This window comes from Paenibacillus algorifonticola (assembly GCF_050481745.1).
Lineage (GTDB): Bacteria > Bacillota > Bacilli > Paenibacillales > Paenibacillaceae > Pristimantibacillus > Pristimantibacillus algorifonticola_A.
This window is the reverse complement of the sequence record NZ_JBCNGR010000015.1, coordinates 16928-38109: the sequence shown is the minus strand read 5'-3', so window position 1 is coordinate 38109 and position 21182 is coordinate 16928. Positions and strand designations below refer to the sequence as shown.

Here is a 21182-nt window from a genome sequence, read left to right as displayed (position 1 = left end):
TAGTTGTTTCTCCTCTCCTGCCCTGCAGTTGGACTAGCTAGCCGTGGAGCAAGGATTCTGCTCCGTCAATGTAAACCGTTGTGCCCGTAATGTGATGCGAATCATCCGAACCGAGGAATAGAGCAAGCTGGGCGACCTGCTCGGGTGAACCCGGCCCCTTCTCCAGCGGCTGGTCGCCCTCCGGGAAGTTGACCGGAATTTGCACCTCCTCCAAATAAGGCGAGCGTTTCGTGCTTTTATCAATATTCGTCTTAATCGAGCCGGGGCAGATGGCATTGACGCGAATGCGGTAATTCGCCAGCTCCAGCGCCGCCATCTGTGTGAAAGCGACCTGCGCCGCCTTCGTGCTGCTGTATGCGCTGAACCCGATATTCGAGAAGACGCGGTTTCCGTTAATGGAACTCGTAATCAAAATGCTGCCGCCCTTTTCCTTGAGCGCAGGAATGGCATGCTTCACGGTCAGAAATGTGCCGTTCAGGTTAATATTGATCGTCTTGCTCCAATCTTCCAGCTTCATCAGCTCAATGGGTGCCATGGAGCCGTTAATGCCGGCATTGGCGTAGACGATGTCAAGCTTGCCCAGCTTGTCTAACGCCACTTTATACGCTGCTTCGATCGCTTCCTCGCTTGAAATATCGGTTACGGCTGTTGCGCAAGTGACGCCGAAAGCTTCGGCCTCCTGCTTGACTTTTGCCAGCCCGTCCTCATTCACATCGAGCAGTGCCAAATTAGCACCTTCCTTGGCGAACAGCAGAGCCGCTGCGCGGCCGATGCCAGAGCCGGCTCCCGTTATTAGAGCAACTTTACCCGCCAGTCTGTCGCCGCCTGTCTTCATTTGTTCATTCGCCATCGTCGAAAACCTCCTGCAATGTATAATGATGTTCAGGGAACATGTTCTGCAAATGCGTATTCTGTTAAGATGATCTAATTTCTCTTACCCTAAACCAATCGGGTGTTCCCAACTATTTCAATTTTTAAAGGCTTTATCCGTGCAGCACTATTATTTACAAGTTGGAAACAAGTTCGATATATTGGCGATGCAAAATTGCATTATGCTGCGTTCTAATGGGTAATCTGGGTTAGATAGGCACAGGTAGGAGCGGTGAAGGATGACAAGTCAGATGATAGATAAAAAAATATTGGTGGTAGATGATGAAGCGAGTATCGTCAGCGCCGTTGCCTATGCATTCAGGCGCGAGGGTTATTTGGTCGAGACGGCTGGCGATGGTGAAGAGGCGTTGGAGAAGGTAGCCATCTTCCAGCCGCATGTCATTATTTTAGACGTAATGATGCCGCGCATGAGCGGCTATGAAGTGTGCCGGAAGTTGGAAAACCGCCATGGTGTCGGCATTATTTTGCTCACGGTCAAAAATGACATCGTCGACAAGGTGCTGGGGCTTGAGCTGGGCGCCGACGATTATATGACGAAGCCTTTTGATTTGCGCGAGCTTGTCGCCAGAGCGAAGGCGCTGATGCGGCGCACCCAGAAGCTGGCGGGGCGTGAGGAGGAGCCGGACGTGTATGAGCTTGGCAGCATTCGCCTGAACATGCAGCAGCGGCTCATTACGGCTGGCGGTGCTGCTATTGAGCTGACGCCAAAGGAATTTGATCTGGCAGCACTGCTGCTGTCGCATCCCGAGCGGGTTTATACCCGGGAGGAGCTGCTTGATCTGGTCTGGGATATGGAATACGCGGGCGGAACGCGCACAGTAGACATTCATATTCAGCGGCTGCGCAAAAAGCTGGGCGATTCGAGCCAGACGCTGCTCCAGACCGTATACGGTATCGGCTACAAAGCTTCAAAGGCAGGGGCGTCAAGAGCTGGGGCATCAACGGTAGGCAATGGATCCAGGAATGCTCAGGACGCTTCGGTGGAGTCAGTCTCGTTGATAATAAAAGCGAATGACCTGGGGCAATCCGGTGAGCCTTCATGAGAATCAGCTTGAAGCTGCGGATGAGCATTGTGCTGGTCGTGCTGCTGGCGCTCACTGTAAGCGTACTGAGCATGATGGTGCTGAGCGGGATCAAGCGCGATCAGCAGGAGCGTACCGAGAAGCTGCTGGCCAAGCAAAGCGAGGTAGCGGCACAATACGTTCGGCAAAGCTTCGCTACTAGCGAACCGCCGCTTGCCCTTGATGCCTTCATGCCGTTGAGAGGGCAGCGGCTGGCGCTCTACATTTCAATGATCAGCGGGATGCAGACGACGCTGTATGATCCGCAGGGCATAGAAGCCGGCAGCTCCATTCCCGTTGGCGGGGAGAAAGGATTAAACTTGTCCGACACGCTGCAATATGCTTTGAATGGCAAAATCGCCTATCAAACGGCGGGGGATACCCTTATTTATTTTGCCCCTTTGCAGAGCGAGGACGGATTGCTTGGCGTGGTCAGCTTCCATTACTCGTTGAAAAATGACCATCAGTTCGCCCAGACCATCCGCGAGCTGTTCCAAACGGCGGGCATTATTGCCGTGGTGGCAGGGGCTGCCATGGGTTATGCGTATTTTTATAGGCTGGCCGCGGTCATTTCCCGGCTGAGAAGTGCAGCGGGCAACATTCGCGAAGGGCGATATTTGCAGCAAAATTCCGTACGCAGGCGCGATGAGCTGGGCGACTTAAGCCAGGATATTTTTTTCATGAGCAGAGCAATTGAACGGCATATTGAGGAAATGAAGGAGGAGCAGCGTAAGCTTACGCTCGCTATCCTGAAGCTTCAGCAGTTGGAGCAGCAGCAGAAGCAATTTATCGGCAACATTAGCCATGAGTTCAAGACGCCGCTCACGTCGATTCGGGCGTATGTGGATTTGCTGGATATGTACCGCGATGATCCGCAGCTCATTGATGAGGCGATTCAAAGCATGGGCAAGGAGTCCGGGCGGCTGTACGATATGGTTGAGAAGGTGCTGCATTTGGCGGCGCTGGAAAAGTATGCGTTTGAGCAGCAGGCAGAGGTGTTGCAGCTCGATGAGCTGCTGCTGGATTTGTGCATGCGCATGCAGGGCAAGGCGGCAAAATTTGATTTGACGCTGCAAACGCAGCTGGAGCCTGCCGTCATCTGGGCGGATCGGGAGAGCCTGATGCAAATATTCATCAACTTAATCGATAATGCCATTAAATATAATCGTCCTGGAGGACAGATTGAGATCGTCCTGCATGTGGACGGAAATCGGGCCAATGTGGTGGTGCGGGATACGGGCATCGGCATTCCGGCGGAAGCGCATGACAAAATTTTTGAGCCGTTTTATACGGTCAACCGCGACCGCTCCCGGATTTCGGGAGGAACGGGGCTCGGCCTGTCGCTCGTTAAGCAGCTTGCCGAGGCGCAAAAGGGTGAGCTTGTACTCGTTAGGTCGGGCGAGGATGGAACGACGTTCAAGGTCTATTTTCCACTATATAAAGGGTTAAAGGTGTGAAGGTTTACAGGCCCGAAACAAGCTGGAGATGAGGCGGAAACATCCGCGGATTACAATAAGCGCATAGCAATAAGGGAGAGGGGAAATAAGAGATGAAACAAACCTATTTCAAATGGATAAATACAGGTGCGGCTGCCTCTTGTGTGGTGCTGCTGCTGGTGGGCTGCGGAGACGGTAATGCGCCGACACGCGAAACGATCCAAAAGCCGGATAAAACAATTACCGTCGTTGAGCCGGGCCAATCGACCGATACGAAGGTCGCTGTCAGCCAAATAACGCAAATAGATAGAACGCGGGGAATTAGCTTTATTACCGAGGAGCAGCTGGTCATCGTCAAGCGCAATGAGAATGAGCAGAAAATAGCGGTGGAAGGGGAAATGATGTTTCCCAACAATTTGTATGTGCACAATCTGGCAACGAAGCAGGAGGAGGCCTTGCATGAGCAGCCTGCGCATCAGGGATTTGCCAAGCCGTCTCCGGATGGGAAATATTTATTTTATAAGCTGAATAACGAGGAAAGTGCCCACGGCTACATGATGAATTTGGAAACGCGAGAGTCGGTGGAGCTGGGCAGTGATGTGATCGATACGACGACAGGCATGTGGATGGACGATACGCATGTGCTGTTTATGACGATCGAGGGCAAAGTCATCAAGGCGAGCGTTGAGGGCACATTGGAGACGATTCTGAGTAGCGATCATCGGATATTTACGGCGGTGCCTGGCGAGGGCGGCATTTATTATGTGGTGAATGAAGTGCTGTATTTTCTTCCTGATGGCAGCAAGCAGGCGGAGAAGCTGGCGACGGACGTCGTCTGGGTCATTCCCTCCCCAGAGCGCAAGCAGCTCGCTTTGGTGAAGCGGACATCGAATACGACGCGGACGCTGATGATTACGGATGCCAGGGGCAATGAGCCGATTGAGCTGGGCAGCGCGACGCAAGTATTTGGCACAAGCTGGTCGCCGGATGGCAAGAAGCTGGCCTACAGCCTGACATCGGAAGGAACGGACGGCGACAACGGCGTATTTGTGGCGGATGCCATTAGTGGCGATACGGTGCCGATCAAGCTGGATGTCCAATATTTATCCGATGATCTCGGCTGGAGCCCTTCCGGCAAAAAAATCGTCGCCGCGACTTATTCGCAGGAGCAGAACGATTTTATGACGTTTGTGATTACGTTGAAATAAAAGCAGCAACATTATATTTATGAAAAACAAGGATGTCCGTAATAGCTAGCAGCTACTTAAGGACAGTCCCAAATCATGCATGCCTCGTTTTAAAATGGATTCACCGAAGCGGGAATTCCTTACTTTCGTATGAAGATTTTTAAAGCAAAACGATGGACCTAATGGCGGAAATATTGACTTAAGGCGCTATAAAGGGTATTATTACACAATCTTGAATACGAACAGTAAGGGTGAAAATCTTGAATTCGAAACTGCAGATTAAGAACGTTATTTTAGCCGACAAAGATCTTGCCTCAGGGTTATATCAGTTCATCATGACACTTAGTGAAGGTTCCAAGGCGCGTTTGTTCTACAGCCAGAAGCCAGTATGGAGATTAACAGGCGTTACGCGTATGCTGAACGTGCCTTGTCCATTGTGCCGGAAAGACTACTACTGCAATTGCTTTGAGAAGAACATCGCTCATTTCAATCAGCAGATCATCGAGAAGGATCTTATTCCGGAACCGACGAATAGCTAATACTTGTTTGAAAAAGATTACAAAAACAGGCATCCCCGCCTCTGGCTGGCGGATGCCTGTTTTTTTGCGCTTTACGTCTAAATTTCCTTCGGCGTCTTCAAGCCAAGAAGCTCTAAGCCTTCCTTAAGCACATCGGCAGCCACCTGCACCAGCTTAAGCTTAACGATCCGCTCCCCAACGTCCCCGGCGAGCACCTTGTCATGATGATAAAAACGATTGAATGCCTGGGCGAGCTGAATCAAATATCTGGCGAGAATGGACGGCTCATGCCGTCTGGCAGCGTCACCCAGGGCGGCTGTGTAGCGCAAAAGCATCTTCATTAGCAGCCAAGCATAATCACCCGTCACATACTCATAATCAGCAGGCTGAGGTGCTGCTGCGATGTCGCTTTCGGCCGCTTTTGCCAATATCCGCTGCGTTCTGGCGTAAGCATATTGCACGTACGGGCCCGTCTCCCCTTCAAAGTTCAGTACATCCTCCAGCACAAAATCGACCGCAAGCATTCTCGTATTTTTGAGATCACCGAACACGACGGCGCCAATGCCAACCGCTTCGGCTACCTCGGCCTTGCCCTCAAGCGCTGGATTCTTTTCCTCTATTTTCTGCAAAGCCCGCTGTACCGCTTCATCCAGCACTTCTTCCAGAAAAACGACCTTGCCGCGGCGGGTGGACATTTTTTGCCCGTCCAGCTTCATAAGCCCGAACGGGATATGCTTGCAGGCGGCTGCCCACGCAAAGCCCATTTTCTCAAGCACGAGAAACAGCTGACGGAAATGCAGCGATTGCTCCGAGCCGACAACATACAGCAGCTCGCTGCCCTTCATCTCTTCATGGCGATAAATCGCGGTCGCCAAATCACGTGTCGCATAGATGGATGTACCATCGGATTTGCGAATGAGGCAAGGCGGCAGCTCGTGGTCATCCAACCGGACGACCTGTGCGCCTTCACTTTCCTCCAGCAGCAGCTGCTCCTGAAGCTGCTGGACGACGGCGTCCATTTTATCGTTATAGAAGCTTTCGCCAAGAAAATGGTCAAAGCTCACGCCGAGCCGGGTATACAGCTTATTGAACTCCTTCAGGCTGTCAGCAATAAACCGGCTCCAGCAGCGAATCGCTTCAGCATCGCCAGCTTCCAGCTTGGCGAACCAGCTGCGCGCCTCATCCTCCAGCTCGGGGTGCTGCGCTGCTTCTTCGTGAAAACGCACATACAGCTCCAAATAGCCTCTAATGGGACCTGCTGCCAGCTGCAGCTCGTCGCCCCATTTTAGATAGGCGGTAATCATCTTGCCGAACTGCGTGCCCCAATCGCCCAAATGATTGACGCTGACCGTCTCATAGCCAACCTTGCGCAAAATATGGTACAGCGCATTGCCGATCATCGTCGAGCGCAAATGCCCAATACCGAACGGCTTCGCAATATTGGGCGAAGACATGTCGATTATGACACGCTCTCCATCCCCTATAGCTGCATGCATGAGGGCTCCGCTCTGCCAATCTGCAATAAGCTGCGCGGCTGCAAGCTTCCGATTCCATTTGAAATTCAAATAGGGGCCAGCAGCCCGAACGCTCCAGCTGGCATCTACCAGCAGGGGCTCAAGCTTTGCGGCAATGGTAGCGGGACTTTGCTTCATCGTGCGGGCCAATGTAAAGCAGGGGAAAGCGGCATCGCCAAGCTCCTCATCGGGCGGGTATTCCAGCAAGGGCCGAATATCCGCTTCGGGCAGAGCCAACGCTTTCCCCAATGCCAACGCAATTTTGTCCATTAACAGCATCATCATCTTCCTCTCCAAAATATTCGTTCAGGCCAGAGCAGCACGCAAAAAAGGCCCCGTCTCTAAAAATAAGAGACGAGGCCTGTTATCCCCGCGGTACCACTCTTGTTGCCGCCTCCACACAAAATAAAGGAGGGGCATCTCGCCGTTGTAACGGTGCTGAACCGGACGCCCCTAGCACGATTGCTCGTTTCAGGCCGCCATCTCCCGGGTGCGCTTCACCTAACCGTCCATTGCCGGCTTCCACTGTCCCGGCTCGCTTGAAATGGCATTCATGTAGGTTACTCTCCCGTTCCTTGATGTTAATTAACAGCTATCATATCGGATACGATCAGAAAAATCAATCCGTTTTTAGTCGGCCAAGCTTGCAGCTATTCTTTCTCGTTTACGAGGCGCAGGCTCTCAATCGCCTGGCGTATAATCGAGCATGAGCGCTCCATCAGCCGCTGCTCCCGCGACGTCAGCTTGAGCTCGACGATTTCCTTAACCCCGCAGCGGGCGATGATGGCGGGGACGCCGGCGCATACTTGGCGCTGGCCATATTCGCCGTTTAATATCGCAGACACGGCAATAATGCGATGCTCATCGTTCAGAATAGAGCGGGTAATATGCGCCAGCGCATTGCCGATGCCAAAGCTGGTCGAGCCTTTGCGCGTATAGATTTCCCAGCCGGCATTGCGGGTCTGCACCGCGAGCGCTCCGAGCTTCACGTGCCCGAAGCGCTCGGGATGCTGGGCCAAAATATGCAGCAGCGGCTTGCCGCCAACCGTCACATGCGACCAGGCGGGAAACTGCGACTCGCCATGCTCTCCCAGCACATAGCCCTGCACGCTGCGGGCATCAACAGGGAAATGCTCACAAAGCAGCGTCTTGAGCCGCGAGGAGTCGATGGACGTTCCGGTGCCAATCACTTGGCAACGCGGCATGCCGGACAGCTCCCACACGACATACGTCACAATATCCACAGGATTGGCGGCCGCTACAAAAATTCCGCTGAACCCGCTGTTCATAATGCGCGGAATCATCGTTTCATAAATCTCGCGCACCGTATGCAGCACATCCAGCCGATCATCGCTGTCAACGGGATATGCCCCCGCGCAGAGAAGGATAACGTCCACATCTCCGCATTGCTCCAGCGTTCCAGCGACAACCTTCGTTCGGCCATGGACAAAGTCCATGCTGTGAGACAAATCGAGTGCCTGTGCGTAGGCCCGGTCAAAGGTGCGGTCAATGAGCAGCAGCTCATCGCAAATCGACTGGTTAATTAAGGCATACGCGCAGCTTGAACCGACCTGACCGACTCCTACAATGGCGACCTTGCGCGCTTTGTTTGCCATCCTTTTGCATCTCCTCTGCCGTTAACCTCGTTACGCTATTATATGCGGCATCCAGCCCATGATGTGACGGCTATGTTCAATCAATGTTTGTCTATGTCACATGGAAGCAAAAGCGTGAAAATATGCACATTTTGACCTGCCAATCGGTGGCGGATAGAGCTTTACTTTTTAACATATCCACAGAGTTATGCACATTATCAACAGAGTTCAAATAGAGTATTTTCCGACACCTCCAATACTTATCCACAAGTGAACGGGGAGGATTGTCCACACTGCACAGGTCGGAAGTCCTAAGGTTGAATATAGATAAACCGCTTATTTTCGTACATTTACAATCTAACTTTCAGCTGTCATGATAGGGAAAGTATATGTGGGCAGACACAGATGGAGGAATGGAATTCATGTGGCTTGTATTATCCTTGCTGGCGGCGACGAGCTTCGGGCTGCGGGGGATTTTGTATCATTGGACGAGCCAGCAGGCGCTTAATCGCAATGCGCTGCTGTGTGGTGTATTTTTCTCAGGGGCGCTGATCACACTTGTTTGTACGCTGGCGACTGGAACCTCTTTCACCGTTTCATCGCTTATTGGCGTGCAGATGGGACTGCTCTCTTTCGGCGCAAATGCGAGCATGTTCAAGGGCTTTGCCGTGGGCAAAGCCTCTATTGTTGCGATTTTGACCGCGCTTCCTTCGGCAATTGTCGTCGTTGTCGCCTTCGCGGTATGGGGCGAGACGCTCAATATGGCGCAGCTCAGCTCCTTTATTATCATTATTGCGGGTATATTGCTGGTGCGTTACTCCAATGATATTACCCGTGGCAATTTGCAAGGAGCGCAATGGGGGCTGCTGGCGATGCTGCTGTTTGCCGGAAACGATTTGTCGGGAAAATGGTCGACGATGATGGATGCGCCGTTGTTTCCGACGCTTGTCTGCATGTTCAGCAGCGGATCGATCTGCTTTGGGCTTTGGTGGCTGCGTGATCTGCGCTCCGTACGTGCTGCTGCTGCGGCAGCAAGCCAAGCAGCGCAGGAGATAGCGGCAGGTGCCGCAGCAACGACTCTTAATGCTGGTATCACGAGTGGAGCAAGAAACGGGACTGCGAGTCCCAGCACTCAGCCAATCGTGAGCGCGGCAGCTCAGGCGGCCAACCGGGCAGGCACAGCAGACAAACGCAGCTGGAGCTTCCGCCGCACGTTTTCCGTCGGAATGGCGGTCGGCATTACCAATGCAGTGGGCATGATGTTTATTGTGACGGCCTTTGATGTGGGGAAGGCGGGGCTGGTGTCGGCCGTAACGGCGCTTAATGTGCTAATTGTGCTGCTTTATACGCGGTTTGTTGTGAAGGAGCGGTTCTCCAAACTGGAGACGATCGGGATATCGACCGCATTCGCCGGCATCCTGCTTATGCGTTTGTATGGTTCTTAAAGTAGAGCGGCCGGCGCTGAATACAGGCGAGTTAAGTACGAAAGGTCTATAACTTTAGAAAACTCAGTGAAAGTGTTATAATACAACCGTTCACTTATTTTAATTAACGGGAGGTTTCACTTACTATGAAAGATTTTGAATTGTACAACCCAACCAAGCTCATATTCGGAGCAGGGAAGGTACAGCAGCTTGGAGAGCTGGTCAAGCCATACGGGACGAAAGTTTTGCTCGTATACGGCGGCGGAAGCATCAAGCGTTCGGGGCTTTATGACGAAGTGATTTCCCAATTAAATAGCATTGGCGCAACCGTTCATGAACTGTCTGGCGTGGAGCCGAATCCGCGTCTGACGACGATTAATAAAGGGATCGACATTTGCCGCAGCGAAAAAATCGAGTTTGTGCTCGCCGTTGGCGGCGGCAGCGTGCTGGATGCTTCCAAGGCGATTGCAGCCGGGGCGCTCTATGATGGCGATGTGTGGGATTTCACGATCCGCAAAGCAGTTATCCAAGAGGCATTGCCTATCGGCACTGTGCTGACGCTCGCCGCTACCGGCTCGGAAATGAACGGCAATGCCGTTATTTCCAACTGGGAAACGCAGCAAAAACGCGGTCTCGGCAGCAAGCTTGTATATCCGAAATTTTCGATTCTCGATCCGAAGCTGACGTTTTCCGTGCCGAAGGATCAGACAGCGAACGGCATCGTCGACATTATGTCGCATGTATTCGAGCAATATTTCTCCCTGACAACCGATACGCCGCTGCAGGAGCGCTTTGCAGAATCCATTTTGCAAACGGTTATTGAAAATGGTGAAAAAGCAATCGAAAACGGCTCCGACTATGACGCCAGAGCGAATTTGCTGCTTGCCGGCACCTTTGCGCTCAACGGCACGCTGCCGATTGGCGTCGTGACGGATTGGGCGTCGCATGGCATTGAGCATGAGGTAAGTGCGATTTATGATATCGCGCATGGCGCAGGACTTGCGATTATCTTCCCGAACTGGATGAAGCATGTGTATCAAGAGCGTATTGACCGCTTTGTGCAATATGCGGTACGGGTATGGAACATCGATCCGAGCGGCAAATCCGATGAGGAAGTGGCCCTTGCAGGTATCGAAGCGACACGCGCCTACTTTACGCGCATTGGCGAGCCTGCAACACTTGGCGAGCTGGGCATAGGCGGCGAGAACATTGACCGGATGGCGGCGGAAGCGACTGTATTCGGCCCAATCGGCTCCTTCAAGAGCCTGGACAAGGAAGCGGTCAAGAGCATCTTGACGGCGAGCCTGTAAGCCAGGAGGTCAAAGCTTTTATAAAGCATTCAGGTATTGCTGCGTAAGCAGCACGCCTGAATGCTTTTTTTCTGGCCAGCAATGGGGCTATATCATCTCCAATCCTTGAAATTTCAATGATGGAATAGAAAATCTCTATTATCCGTGCCGTTGACCGCTGCATATATGGAGTGATAAATTAAATTCATATAAAATAATCGGAATAATCGGATATTAGAGGAGGCTTTTTTAGATGGGAGATCAAGCAGCAGCGTATCGTTTTGCCCGCAACTTGCCCGCACGATCGATAGGCGGAACGAAGGTGACAGACCCGCAGCATGTTCATTTGTCCTACGGTTTTCCGGCAACGGATTTGCTGCCGGTTGAGGAGCTGCATGCAGCAGCGGCGGAAGCCCTTAAGTGGGACCGGGCGGATGCGCTCCATTATTCGGGAGCGAAGGGGCCGGCACGCGTCAGGGATTGGGTGCTGGCACGTTCCCGCAAGTTCGGCATTCATGCTGGGGCGGAAAACTTTATTCCGACCTTTGGCGCCATTCAAGGCATTGACCTGACCGCGCGCATATTGCTAAACCCGGGGGATGAGGCTTGGGTAGAAGCGCCGACCTTCTTTAATGGCTTGCAGGCATTCCGCGCAGCGGGTGCCGTCATCAAGTCGATCCCCGTCGATGAGCAGGGGCTTCAGGTCGAGCTGCTGGAGGCAGCCTTGAAGCAGGCGGCTGAACGCAAGGAGCCGATACCAAAGCTGCTGTACTGCATGCCGAACTATCATAATCCGACGGGGGTGAGCCTGTCGCTTGAGCGCAGGCGGAAAATTGCGGAGCTGGCGGTGGCCTACAATTTCCTCGTTTTGGAGGATGATGCTTATGCCGAGCTGAACATTAGCGGTGAGACGCTTCCTGCGATCTATTCGTTTGCGCCGGAGCAGGTCATCTATGTCAGCACTTTCTCGAAGACGCTGGGCCCTGGACTGCGCCTCGGCTGGGCAATTGCCGCACCGGAGGTCATCACGCATATGGCGACGCTGTCGCTGGGAAGCCAGCTTAATCCTTTTACCCAAGAGGTCGTTGGCGAATTGCTGCAGCATTATGGATTTGATGAGCAGGTAACAAAACTTACCGAGCGCTATAGAGCGCAGCGCGATACGATGATTCAAGCGCTCAGGAGGGAGTTTGCGGAGCATATTGCGGTGCAGGCGCCGGATGGCGGATTTTTCGTCTGGGTGACGTTTGACGAGCAGGTGGATGTGCGGCAGTTTGCGCCAGCAGCGCTTGCGAAGGGCGTCAGCTTTGTAGCGGGAAATGCTTTTTTCGCCGACGGGGAGGGCTCCCACCATCTGCGGCTGTGCTTCAGCTTCTGCAGCAAGGAGCAGATCGAACGCGGCATTAAGGCTTTGGCAGAAGCTTATTTTGAAGCTTTGCAAGGCCAAGCAGCGCAGCAAGCTGTTCCCGAGCTGCAAGCCTAGATCCAAACCTAGATCCAAACCTAGATCCAAACCTAGATCCAAACCTAGATCCAAACCTAGATCCAAAAATTAGCTGGCGATCCGCATCATCTTCAGATCCACCTTGTTCGATTCCCGACATAAAGCGCGAAGCCTCGCCGTCAGCAGGAAATCTGCGAGGCGAAGCTTCGCGCTTTTTAAATATTCCCTGTACTCCTATCGATGTGATGGTTAGCTGGAATACAGCGAGCAGTAGGTACGGCTGAAATTGCGTGCCAGCAGGTCCTCTTTTCGAATGAAGAAATGAATGACGCCAGCATTTTGCCACTGGTAGCCGACTAGTTCGTTGCTGTTTATTTCCAGCAGCATAATCATATCCGCGATTTCCGCTTCTGCCCGCTCCCGGCTTCCACGGAGCCTGTCCATCAAATGCTTCATCGCCTTCTCGCTGTCATTTTCGGTCGTCTTATCCGCCAAAATGAACAGTGCCGCTTCCTCCTCAGCATCGTGATGCTGCCCGGCCGGATAGCCGAACATCGTTCCCCAATTGGTTTTGCGATCCCCCTGCATCTCGGCGGCAAGCTCAAAATAGCGGTCGGTCGAGCCCTCCTCAAAATCAATGACCCCATAATCCACATAAGGCATGTTCGGCAGCTCGACCGCTGAAAAGGCTGAGGCTTTGTAAGGCTGAAACGACGTTTCATAAATATCCTCAAGAATCGTTGCCGTCTCGGGATGGCGTAGAGCAAGCTGCTGCGGGTATTCGACAAAAATAATGCGATGCTCGACGTTCCCAGCCCCTTCGTCCATGCCGATAAAGAAATACAGCATGCCCGCTTCCGGCAGCCAGCCCTGTCTGCACGCCATTCTGGAATTAGGTTAGTCGTCATAAACCAAGTCGTATTGAACCATTACCCCGCTGCGAGGAAAGCTTACCACATTGGACTGGCGAGAAAGATAGAGTTTGCCGATAAAAGGGTATATTTCCCTATGTGATGTTCTACCTAAATCAAAGTACGATAGAAATAAGGGGCTGATAGACAGATGGAAGAATTGAAAAGCCGGAGTAAGTCATGGGATGCCGAGACGCTGACGAATGTGGTCGGTCAAGTGACCATATTGAATAATAAGGGCGGCATCTCTCCAAAAGGAGTTATTGCTGCTCCGAGGGGCGGTACGGTGATTGCGGCTTATGCCTATCATGATAATCAAAGCGGTCTTTACGATGTCGTCTATATTCATCTGGATGAGAGCGGCAGTCTTATTGATACGCAGCATGAGCAGGAGGGCGTTTTGCCTGAGCTGTTCCATAGCCCGGATGGAGCGGTTTGGGTATCGCTTGGCACTACACATGGCAAGGAGCTTGATATAGCGCTGCCGCTGTACGGACGAAGCGATCATGCTGCTCCTAAAGGGAGCCGTCCTTTTCCGGGGAAATATGCCGCTTCGGCGGGGGTGTCAGCCTGGTTCCACGATGAGGATTGGTTTAGCAATAAGAAGCCGGACCGCCTGCTGCGGCTGGAATTTGCGGATGGCCGCATCCAGTCAAGCAAGGTTATCAAGCTGCCGATGCCCAAAAACAATAAAATCTCCCTTGATCCGGAGGGCAGGCTTCATCTGCTCGCAGTTCTGCATCGGGAGGAAGAACTGCTGCACCGTACGCTAGACAGCCAAGGGAAAGTGATGGATGAATACCGCTTGAACGGTTTCGAGGCGGATATGCTGGAAGTGCTGGAGCTGGGAAGCGAACGGGACATGCGGGTTATTTTTACGATAGGAAATGCTCTGAATCTCGGTGTTGTTGCGCTGGATGGGCGGCGGGAGAAGCATGCACTGCATGAACTGCCAAGCCCGTTTTACAGCGTCTGGGAGCCTGTGCGCCTTGCGGACGGGACGGATATCATCCGCTTTACTTTTGAAGAGGGCAATGGGTGGGCAATTGTGAAAAATACGGAGCTGCGCGCGATTTTTACGCATAGCGGAGAACGCGGCTACACGAATCAGCTGACAGGCGAGCTGCTGCCTATTCCAGCCAGCGAATCGCTCGTGTTAAACGATATTTGCCGCGTCAGCGATCAGGCGTACCGGGTCATTATTTATCCGATGATGAATGGTGCTGCCAAAGCCCAGCAGTTGTTTATCGCGCAATTGGAGCTGTAGGAGCTGAGGCAAGGGAATGGGATAGAGAAAGGGAAAGGGCAAGGGCAAGGGCAAGGGTAAGAGAAAGAGGCGCAGAAGTAAAGCGCTGAAATGGACAAGCGGAAAGGTGGAGAAGCGATGAGCATCATCACATATATGGAGGAAATCAAGGAGCTGCTCAAGGAGGTGCTGCCGGAACTGGCGGCATCGTTGAACGGGCCTGCAACGGAAGCGGAAATTGCCCAAGTGGAGTCGCGGCTGGGCCTTTCTTTTCCAGACGAGCTGCGGAGCTTGTATTTGCTGCATAACGGTGAGGAGAGTGAGGGGCCGGGCCTGTTCATGGGGCTAAGGTTTCTGTCCTTGGATGAGCTTGCGTCAGAGTGGCAGGTGTGGGCGGATTTGGAGGCGGACTTTGGCGAGGAAAGCGGCCATTATTCCGTTCCGCTTGGCTGGATAGAGGAACGATACATAAATCGCGGCTGGCTGCCGATCAGTGAGGATGGCGGAGGCAATCATCTCGGTGTAGATATGGCGCCTGCACCGAGCGGCGTAACGGGCCAGATCATTAATTTTGGCCGGGATGAGGAAACAAAATACGTAATTGCATTAACGCTCGGCGAGCTGCTGAAATTTATTCGCGATACGGTCAAGGAAGGGCAGTTCAGCATCAATCGGGAAGAGGAGTGGGTATTCTGGAACTATGGGCGGGAAGGGGATGAACATTTCCATGACGCCGTGCGTGCTTTGCCGCTGCCGCTAGGGCGTTCAGCTCTAGAAGCTGGCCATGGTGGACTTGAAGAGGATGGAGCAGTAGGAGCCAATTTGGCAGAGCAGTTGGAGCAGTCGCTAAGTGCCAACTGGCTGGCGCGCATTAAGGAAAAGTCCGGCTCGGTCGCTGCTTTTTTAAAGGCGAAGCAGCTTTATTTTATTAAGGAGGGGCTGACGGACGCGGAACCCTTCTCTTATTGCAGCGAGGTGCGGGAGCTGGTGCTAAGCGCCAATGAAATTAGCGATGCTGCGCCGCTCAGCGGCTGTACGCAGCTTAAGGTGCTGTACATTGGCGGCAATCCGATTATGGATGTGAGCGCGCTGTCGGAGCTTGCTTATTTGCAGGAGCTGTATTTGACGGGAACCAGTGTCGTGGATATTTCCCCACTGGCTAAGCTGCCAAAGCTTAAAAAGCTGGCGGCTGAAAATGTGCCGATTGTCGATTTTTCACCCCTTGCCCAGTGCAAAAGCTTGCGCCGCCTCGCCGTCTCAAACATCAACGGGGAGCAGCTCCGTGCAATCTGTGAATTGGAGCAGCTGCAGGAGCTTTCGATACAAGGCTTTGCGGATGAAGCGGCCAAGCAGCATATCGGTCTGCTCAGCAAGCTGAAAAAGCTGAAGTCGCTAGAGCTGAAGCAGCTGGAGCTTGATGATCTCGCATTCGCGGCCGCGCAGTTCAAGCTGGAATGCTTGAAGCTGGAGCATACATCCGTGGTGGATATGTCGGCTGTATCCGAGTGTAGAAGCTTGAAGGAACTTGAGTTGAACGGCTGCGAGCAGCTCGGCCAATTGGAAGTGGTGGCGAAATCGGCCTCGCTGCAGCAATTCGCTGGCAGCTTTGCACAATTTAATGTGCTGAAGGATCTTTTTGCCCACAAGGTAGATATGAGCAAAATGATCGGCAGCATGACGGACGAAGAAGAGCGAATTTGGCTGGCGTATAACAGGGTATAGGGTAGGGTACCACAACGGGCACAAGACTATTCTACCGGTCACAAGTTACCCTGCCGGGCACAAGGATAATGGAGATAGTAGACTTAAGCATAATGTGATCATAGATCGCGGTTGCAGCCAGGTGAGATTTTTGGCGGCAGCCGTGGTTTAATTTTGGGGATAATACTGCTTGATCAAGGTATCATCCCATACTTGCACTTCTATATATCTTTCCGGGCCTTTGTCTCCATGGGAATTCCACGCTTGGGGCAGACCGTAGATGTTTATGATATCGGCGATCTCACTGAGTGTATAGACTTGACCACGATAGGGCTTCCCGTCGTTGTATCGCATTGCAGGAAATAAATCGCCATATGTAAAGCTAAGGATGTCAGGTTCGAAGTCAGAGATGGAAAATGGGATAGCGTTGCCTTGTGGATACCAATCCAGCAGCCAAGGGCACTCTCCAAGAGTCATATAGTGAGGATATTTTTGCAAAGGCTTGCCTCCCTTAACAAGGAATAAATCTCTTGCCCTCTCTTCAAGCATACGCCGAATGTCTAGATAATCCGTGGAACGGCTACTTGCAAATCCCCTTTTCTGAGATCGAATTTGTTGAAGAACCTTTTCGGCCTCCTGTGGTTCTAGAGCGGATAGATTGCGAAATGGACCTGTAGATTCATCGTAATAATGATACAGCTTCATTTCCATCGTCATCATGCTTCACCTCACCTATTCCTAATCTAATTAGCTGGCTTAAGCATTAATATATCAAATGTATGGAAGGAAATCGTTATAGAGTATGCAAAAAAGGAGTTGGTCAGCTGCTCTTGTTGCTGGAAACACAGTTGCAAATACGACTGTGGCAGAGGCCGCTGTTACTGAGCTTACTATTACTTAAGACATTTTTACTGGGATCACTGTTGCCGGGACCGCGCGCAGTTTGGGACGTTCCCTCCTTTTTTTGGCGGACTGAGTTTCCGCTATTTTGGGTTTAAATCCGATTTCAGGCCTTAAGCGGACAGGAGATCCGTTATTGCCCTCATTATCCCGTCAAAATAGCTATTTGCAGCGCATTAGCGTCTTCTGAGTCCGCAGCCTATGCCATCACCCGTGAATTTGTTGAAATAGCGTCTTCTGAGTCCAAAGCCTATTTCATCATCCGTGATGCTGTTGAAATGGCGACCCTTGAGTCTGCAGCCTATGCCATAATCTGTGATTCTGGTGAAATAGGCGCTATAGGCCCTGCCCTGCTGTGTGCATCAAGTCTATCTTTATGCAGGGAGTAAACCGCTGAACTGAGGAGCATGAAGCTGCCCTTCGCACTTAGGTTCACATTCATGATGGATATCATTCGCGGTAGTAGCAGGAATAGGTTTGACGCTGGCTTCATGTCAGAGCTGATCTGGCTCTGATCTGGCTCTGATCTGGTTCTCATTTGGTTCTAATCTCGATCCGCTCTGGATCGGCTCTTGCTTGTTTAAGTTTACATACAAGCCCTAATATGCGATAGCTAATCTCATTCTAAAAGTCCCTTGACAGCCAATTACTCTAATGTTAGAGTAATTATATTCTAATATTAGAGTAAATAATTTAAGAGTAAAAAACGACTAGTGGGGGAATTAAAATGAGTATTGTATCTGTTGTGATTCAAGCTTTGTTGGGTTTTGGTTTTCTAATGTTTGGTTTTATGAAGCTGGGCTCGAAGCAAATGGTCGATGAATTCAAGCGTTACGGCTTGCCCTCCGGCGTTCGGCTGTTCACAGGCGTGGCTGAAATGGCGGCGGCGGCTCTTGTTGTGGCGGGTATTTGGTACAGCAGTTTGGCTGCTTGGGGCGGCTTGCTTATCGTAGTTATTATGGCGGGTGCCGTTGCTACTCATCTTAAAGTTAAAGATCCAGGCTCGAAAATGGGCATGCCGCTCGTATTGCTGGTGTTTGGCCTGATCGTATTGCTGCTCAACTGGAGCGCATTGGCGGGCTAATAAGTTAACGAATGTAATCGATTCGTTAAAGCTATGACATTTTCATCCTCATTCAAAGGAGATGCATTCAAATGAAAATACGGATTGTGAGTCCAGATGAGCAGGGCATAGGCGAATTTGACGGGGGCAAAATAAAAGAGCAGAAGCCAATCGGCTTTTCTGGCGAAGGCTCTATTTTCAACCGGCTCGGCCCTTTGTTTTATTGGGCATGGGGACATATTGAGGAGGCGGGCCAAATTGGCGAGCACCCCCATAAGGGCTTTGAAATTTTAACCTATGTGCTGGGAGGCAAGAGCTCTCATCGGGATTCTCTTGGTACGCATAGCGTTGTGGGCGAAGGCGGCGTTCAAGTCATGCAGACTGGCTCCGGGATGTGGCATGCAGAAGGCTCGGACGGCCCGGCAGAGCTGTTCCAAATTTGGCTGGAGCCGCATCTAAGCAAGGCGGTGAAACGGGAGCCGGTATATAGCAAATATACGCATGAGCAATTTCCGCGAACCTCCGAGAATGGGGTATCGGTGAAAACGATTTTGGGCGGGCAATCTCCCATTGAACTCGTAGCTGATGCAGCAATGGTTGATGTAGAATTGGAAGCCGGGGCACAGCAAACGTACAGCTATTTGCTAGGACCCAGCCGCATTGCGGGTGTATTGGTCATCAGAGGAGAAGGCACGATTGCAAGCGAGCAGGAGATTTCATTTGCAAATAAAGATTTTATAGTGGTACAGTCAGAGGATGGCGGAGAAATACGCATAAGCAATCCAGGTCAGGAACGGCTGCGTTTCAGCATCATTGACGTTCCGGAAGAGGTAGATTACCCGCTGTACAACAAACCGTGGTAACGGGTTTATTTTAGACGGGAAAGGAGGTTGGGTATAGATGTATCAAGCCGATGAGCGCACCGAGCTGGACTTGCGGCTGTTCCGTGTTTGGAGCAAAGCTTCTATGGCCGTATTCGGAAATGTCAAAAAAGATATCGCAAGCCACGGCATTGAGCCGGAGCAATTCATTATACTTGAGCTATTATACAGCAAGGGGCCGCAGCCAATTACGAAAATCGGCGAAACCTTCTCCATTCCAACCGGAAGCATTACTTATGTCGTAGACAAGCTGGAGAAAAAAGGATACGTCAAGCGGCATCCTAGCCCGACCGATCGCAGAGCTTCCAATGCCGCGCTTACCGAATCGGGCACGCAGCTGTTTAATGAAATTTTTCCCAAGCATGCGGAAATGATTTCACGCAGCATGTCATTCATTGAAGATTCGGAAAAAGAGCTGCTGATCGAGCTGCTCAAAAAAATCGGGCTTGGCGCAGAGCAGCTAAGCTGATGCTTGAATTACGGCAGAGCTATTTCCGTCTATGACCGGGAATGCCTCTGCCGTTATTTTACAGCTTAAGCCTCTGAGAGCATAGTTTCGAAAGGCTAGAGAAAACGAGAAAGCCCCGTTGATTATGAAGCTTGCGTTCATGATCAACGGGGCTATTTTTTCATAGGCTCATTAAGCGGGGCTTAGTTCAAGCTCATCATTATCATGGCTGTTAAACACATCGCGATCCAGCTCGCCTTCGGCTTGAGCAACGAGCACGGAAGTGACCGTCGTTCCCGTTGCATTGACAGCTGTACGGCCCATATCAATAAGCGATTCGACGGCGACGACAAGTGCCAGTCCTTCCAGCGGCAGGCCGACGGCAGTGAGCACGACAGTTGTCGAGATGGAGGCAGGGCCCGGAACGCCAGCAACACCGATCGACGAAATGATGCTGACGAGCACGATCAGAATATACTCGGTAACGCCGAGCGGAATGCTGTAAATATGCGAAACGAATACGGCAACTACGGCAGGCCATACGCCGCCACAGCCGTTGAAATTCATCGTGGCGCCAAGCGGAGCGACGAAGCTGGCAACTTTAGGCGATACGCCGAGGCGCTTCGTAATGACCTCCAAGTTGATGGGCAAAGTTGCGTAGCTGCTGCGCGTCGTAAACGCGACCGCAATGGTCGGATACGCCTTCTTGAAAAACCGCAGCGGATTCAGCTTGGCAACGAAGGAGATCAGTCCGCCAAATACGAGCACGAAATGCAAAATGAGGGCAATGTAGGTGACGATAATAAGCATGCCAAGCGGCTTTAAGGTTTCAAGGCCATATTTGGCGGCCATCACGGCGATTAGCGCATAAACGCCGTATGGCGTGAAGCGAAGCACGAATTTGACGACCTGATGCAGCACCTCGGTGAGCGAGGCGAACAGCGCTTTAACCGGCTGAACGGCATCGGGCTTCTTCGCGCCAACCTTGACGATGGCAATGGCGATGAAGATGGCGAAGATCAGCACCGGAAGCACCTTGCCGGTTGCCGCTTCATTAATCGGATTGGAAGGAACCTGATCCAAAATAACCTGGAAGAAGCTCGGCACTTCCCTGGCCTCAAAGCCTTCCGGCGATGTCGCTTCGAAAGTGCCTGCAGGGTTCAGGGCTACAGCGACGAGCAGGCCGATAATAGCGGCAACACCCGTAGTTGCGAGAAACCACGACACGGTCTTGATGCCGATTTTTTTCAGGAAAGCGATATTGGTGATGGAAATAATACTGTTGACGACGAGCACGAAGACGAGCGGAATAACGATCATGCGAATCAAGCTGATATAGATGGAGCCGATGGTGCCAACCCCTTCAAATTGCAGCTCGAATTTATTGAAAATAATGCCGGCGACAAGCCCAAGGCCAAGCGCCAGCAGCACCCTCGTGCCGAAGCCTACGCGTTTCTTTGCGAGATAATAAAGCACGGCGAGAATGACTGCCGATACGAGCAGCGATATCCAGTTGTTCTGAAAAGCGGCTACTAAATTGTTTTCCATGTCCAACATCCTTTCAGCTATGACGAGTAAGAATATTATATAATTCCTACCTGTTTACTTAGTATTATAGTACGAAATGTAATATAGCACTCGTCTTTCGTTCCTGTCAATTATAAATTTGGCAA

Annotated in this window: 18 protein-coding genes and 1 other annotated feature; of the genes, 12 read left to right on the top strand and 6 right to left on the bottom strand. The window is 51.8% G+C overall.

Going from position 1 to position 21182, the window contains the following annotated elements; all coding sequences use genetic code 11:
• Positions 1–37: 37 nt before the first annotated feature.
• Positions 38–850, bottom strand: coding sequence for an SDR family oxidoreductase (locus ABEW34_RS14805; protein ID WP_430159972.1), 813 nt, complete (start codon positions 848–850; stop codon positions 38–40).
• 274 nt (positions 851–1124) lie between these two features.
• On the opposite strand from ABEW34_RS14805, the gene ABEW34_RS14800 reads away from it, so the two are divergent.
• From ABEW34_RS14800 to ABEW34_RS14785, 4 genes are all read left to right on the top strand, one after another.
• A complete protein-coding gene (locus ABEW34_RS14800) occupies positions 1125–1934 on the top strand; it encodes a response regulator transcription factor (RefSeq protein WP_430160047.1) in 810 nt (269 codons plus the stop codon).
• Positions 1931–3409, top strand: coding sequence for a sensor histidine kinase (locus ABEW34_RS14795; protein WP_430159971.1), 1479 nt, complete (start codon positions 1931–1933; stop codon positions 3407–3409). The genes ABEW34_RS14800 and ABEW34_RS14795 overlap by 4 nt, the downstream gene beginning before the upstream one ends.
• 92 nt (positions 3410–3501) lie before the next feature.
• The gene (locus tag ABEW34_RS14790; protein ID WP_430159970.1) at positions 3502–4596 is read left to right on the top strand and encodes a hypothetical protein; all 1095 of its coding nucleotides are present in this window, start codon (positions 3502–3504) and stop codon (positions 4594–4596) included.
• Positions 4597–4835: 239 nt separating this feature from the next.
• Positions 4836–5114 (top strand): hypothetical protein, encoded by a 279-nt coding sequence (locus tag ABEW34_RS14785; RefSeq protein ID WP_046233598.1) that lies wholly within the window; start codon positions 4836–4838, stop codon positions 5112–5114.
• A 77-nt stretch (positions 5115–5191) separates the two neighbouring features.
• On the opposite strand, the gene argS is transcribed toward ABEW34_RS14785, so the two are convergent.
• Together argS and ABEW34_RS14775 are read right to left on the bottom strand one after the other, a co-directional pair.
• Positions 5192–6892 (bottom strand): arginine--tRNA ligase, encoded by a 1701-nt coding sequence (argS, locus tag ABEW34_RS14780; protein WP_430159969.1) that lies wholly within the window; start codon positions 6890–6892, stop codon positions 5192–5194.
• A 62-nt stretch (positions 6893–6954) separates the two neighbouring features.
• Positions 6955–7192, bottom strand: a binding site (T-box leader).
• 65 nt (positions 7193–7257) lie between these two features.
• On the bottom strand, positions 7258–8223 hold the full coding sequence (locus ABEW34_RS14775) for an L-lactate dehydrogenase (protein WP_430159968.1): 966 nt from the start codon (positions 8221–8223) through the stop codon (positions 7258–7260).
• 401 nt (positions 8224–8624) lie between these two features.
• Here ABEW34_RS14775 and ABEW34_RS14770 point away from each other — a divergent pair, with 401 nt between their 5' ends.
• From ABEW34_RS14770 to ABEW34_RS14760, 3 genes are all read left to right on the top strand, one after another.
• On the top strand, positions 8625–9647 hold the full coding sequence (locus tag ABEW34_RS14770; RefSeq protein WP_430159967.1) for an EamA family transporter: 1023 nt from the start codon (positions 8625–8627) through the stop codon (positions 9645–9647).
• A 125-nt stretch (positions 9648–9772) separates the two neighbouring features.
• The gene (locus ABEW34_RS14765) at positions 9773–10936 is read left to right on the top strand and encodes an iron-containing alcohol dehydrogenase (protein WP_430159966.1); all 1164 of its coding nucleotides are present in this window, start codon (positions 9773–9775) and stop codon (positions 10934–10936) included.
• Between the two features lie 232 nt (positions 10937–11168).
• Positions 11169–12398 carry a PLP-dependent aminotransferase family protein gene (locus tag ABEW34_RS14760; RefSeq protein ID WP_430159965.1) on the top strand — a complete coding sequence of 410 codons (1230 nt, stop codon included), beginning with the start codon at positions 11169–11171 and terminating at the stop codon, positions 12396–12398.
• Between the two features lie 210 nt (positions 12399–12608).
• Here ABEW34_RS14760 and ABEW34_RS14755 read toward each other — a convergent pair whose 3' ends face one another.
• The gene (locus ABEW34_RS14755) at positions 12609–13244 is read right to left on the bottom strand and encodes a DUF1963 domain-containing protein (RefSeq protein ID WP_430159964.1); all 636 of its coding nucleotides are present in this window, start codon (positions 13242–13244) and stop codon (positions 12609–12611) included.
• A 177-nt stretch (positions 13245–13421) separates the two neighbouring features.
• On the opposite strand from ABEW34_RS14755, the gene ABEW34_RS14750 reads away from it, so the two are divergent.
• A complete protein-coding gene (locus ABEW34_RS14750; protein WP_430159963.1) occupies positions 13422–14537 on the top strand; it encodes a hypothetical protein in 1116 nt (371 codons plus the stop codon).
• Positions 14538–14654: 117 nt separating this feature from the next.
• On the top strand, positions 14655–16238 hold the full coding sequence (locus ABEW34_RS14745) for an SMI1/KNR4 family protein (protein WP_430159962.1): 1584 nt from the start codon (positions 14655–14657) through the stop codon (positions 16236–16238).
• Positions 16239–16385: 147 nt separating this feature from the next.
• Here the strand turns inward: ABEW34_RS14745 and ABEW34_RS14740 are convergent, their stop codons facing one another.
• Positions 16386–16937 carry a hypothetical protein gene (locus ABEW34_RS14740; RefSeq protein WP_430159961.1) on the bottom strand — a complete coding sequence of 184 codons (552 nt, stop codon included), beginning with the start codon at positions 16935–16937 and terminating at the stop codon, positions 16386–16388.
• A 907-nt stretch (positions 16938–17844) separates the two neighbouring features.
• On the opposite strand from ABEW34_RS14740, the gene ABEW34_RS14735 reads away from it, so the two are divergent.
• The 3 genes from ABEW34_RS14735 (at position 17845) to ABEW34_RS14725 (ending at position 19530) form a co-directional block, all read left to right on the top strand.
• Positions 17845–18201: a DoxX family protein gene (locus tag ABEW34_RS14735; RefSeq protein ID WP_430159960.1), complete on the top strand. Its 357-nt coding sequence runs from the start codon at positions 17845–17847 to the stop codon at positions 18199–18201.
• 71 nt (positions 18202–18272) lie between these two features.
• On the top strand, positions 18273–19043 hold the full coding sequence (locus ABEW34_RS14730; protein WP_430159959.1) for a pirin family protein: 771 nt from the start codon (positions 18273–18275) through the stop codon (positions 19041–19043).
• A 37-nt stretch (positions 19044–19080) separates the two neighbouring features.
• Positions 19081–19530, top strand: coding sequence for a MarR family winged helix-turn-helix transcriptional regulator (locus tag ABEW34_RS14725; protein WP_430159958.1), 450 nt, complete (start codon positions 19081–19083; stop codon positions 19528–19530).
• A gap of 171 nt (positions 19531–19701) precedes the next feature.
• Here the strand turns inward: ABEW34_RS14725 and ABEW34_RS14720 are convergent, their stop codons facing one another.
• A complete protein-coding gene (locus tag ABEW34_RS14720; protein ID WP_430159957.1) occupies positions 19702–21057 on the bottom strand; it encodes a dicarboxylate/amino acid:cation symporter in 1356 nt (451 codons plus the stop codon).
• Positions 21058–21182: the final 125 nt, after the last annotated feature.

Coding starts and splice junctions, on each gene's coding strand:
- ABEW34_RS14805 (WP_430159972.1), bottom strand. CDS start 850: ATGGCGAATGAACAAATGAAGACAGGCGGCGACAGACTGGCGGGTAAA.
- ABEW34_RS14795 (WP_430159971.1), top strand. CDS start 1,931: ATGAGAATCAGCTTGAAGCTGCGGATGAGCATTGTGCTGGTCGTGCTG.
- ABEW34_RS14790 (WP_430159970.1), top strand. CDS start 3,502: ATGAAACAAACCTATTTCAAATGGATAAATACAGGTGCGGCTGCCTCT.
- argS (WP_430159969.1), bottom strand. CDS start 6,892: ATGATGATGCTGTTAATGGACAAAATTGCGTTGGCATTGGGGAAAGCG.
- ABEW34_RS14775 (WP_430159968.1), bottom strand. CDS start 8,223: ATGGCAAACAAAGCGCGCAAGGTCGCCATTGTAGGAGTCGGTCAGGTC.
- ABEW34_RS14770 (WP_430159967.1), top strand. CDS start 8,625: ATGTGGCTTGTATTATCCTTGCTGGCGGCGACGAGCTTCGGGCTGCGG.
- ABEW34_RS14765 (WP_430159966.1), top strand. CDS start 9,773: ATGAAAGATTTTGAATTGTACAACCCAACCAAGCTCATATTCGGAGCA.
- ABEW34_RS14760 (WP_430159965.1), top strand. CDS start 11,169: ATGGGAGATCAAGCAGCAGCGTATCGTTTTGCCCGCAACTTGCCCGCA.
- ABEW34_RS14755 (WP_430159964.1), bottom strand. CDS start 13,244: ATGGCGTGCAGACAGGGCTGGCTGCCGGAAGCGGGCATGCTGTATTTC.
- ABEW34_RS14750 (WP_430159963.1), top strand. CDS start 13,422: ATGGAAGAATTGAAAAGCCGGAGTAAGTCATGGGATGCCGAGACGCTG.
- ABEW34_RS14745 (WP_430159962.1), top strand. CDS start 14,655: ATGAGCATCATCACATATATGGAGGAAATCAAGGAGCTGCTCAAGGAG.
- ABEW34_RS14740 (WP_430159961.1), bottom strand. CDS start 16,937: ATGATGACGATGGAAATGAAGCTGTATCATTATTACGATGAATCTACA.
- ABEW34_RS14735 (WP_430159960.1), top strand. CDS start 17,845: ATGAGTATTGTATCTGTTGTGATTCAAGCTTTGTTGGGTTTTGGTTTT.
- ABEW34_RS14730 (WP_430159959.1), top strand. CDS start 18,273: ATGAAAATACGGATTGTGAGTCCAGATGAGCAGGGCATAGGCGAATTT.
- ABEW34_RS14725 (WP_430159958.1), top strand. CDS start 19,081: ATGTATCAAGCCGATGAGCGCACCGAGCTGGACTTGCGGCTGTTCCGT.
- ABEW34_RS14720 (WP_430159957.1), bottom strand. CDS start 21,057: ATGGAAAACAATTTAGTAGCCGCTTTTCAGAACAACTGGATATCGCTG.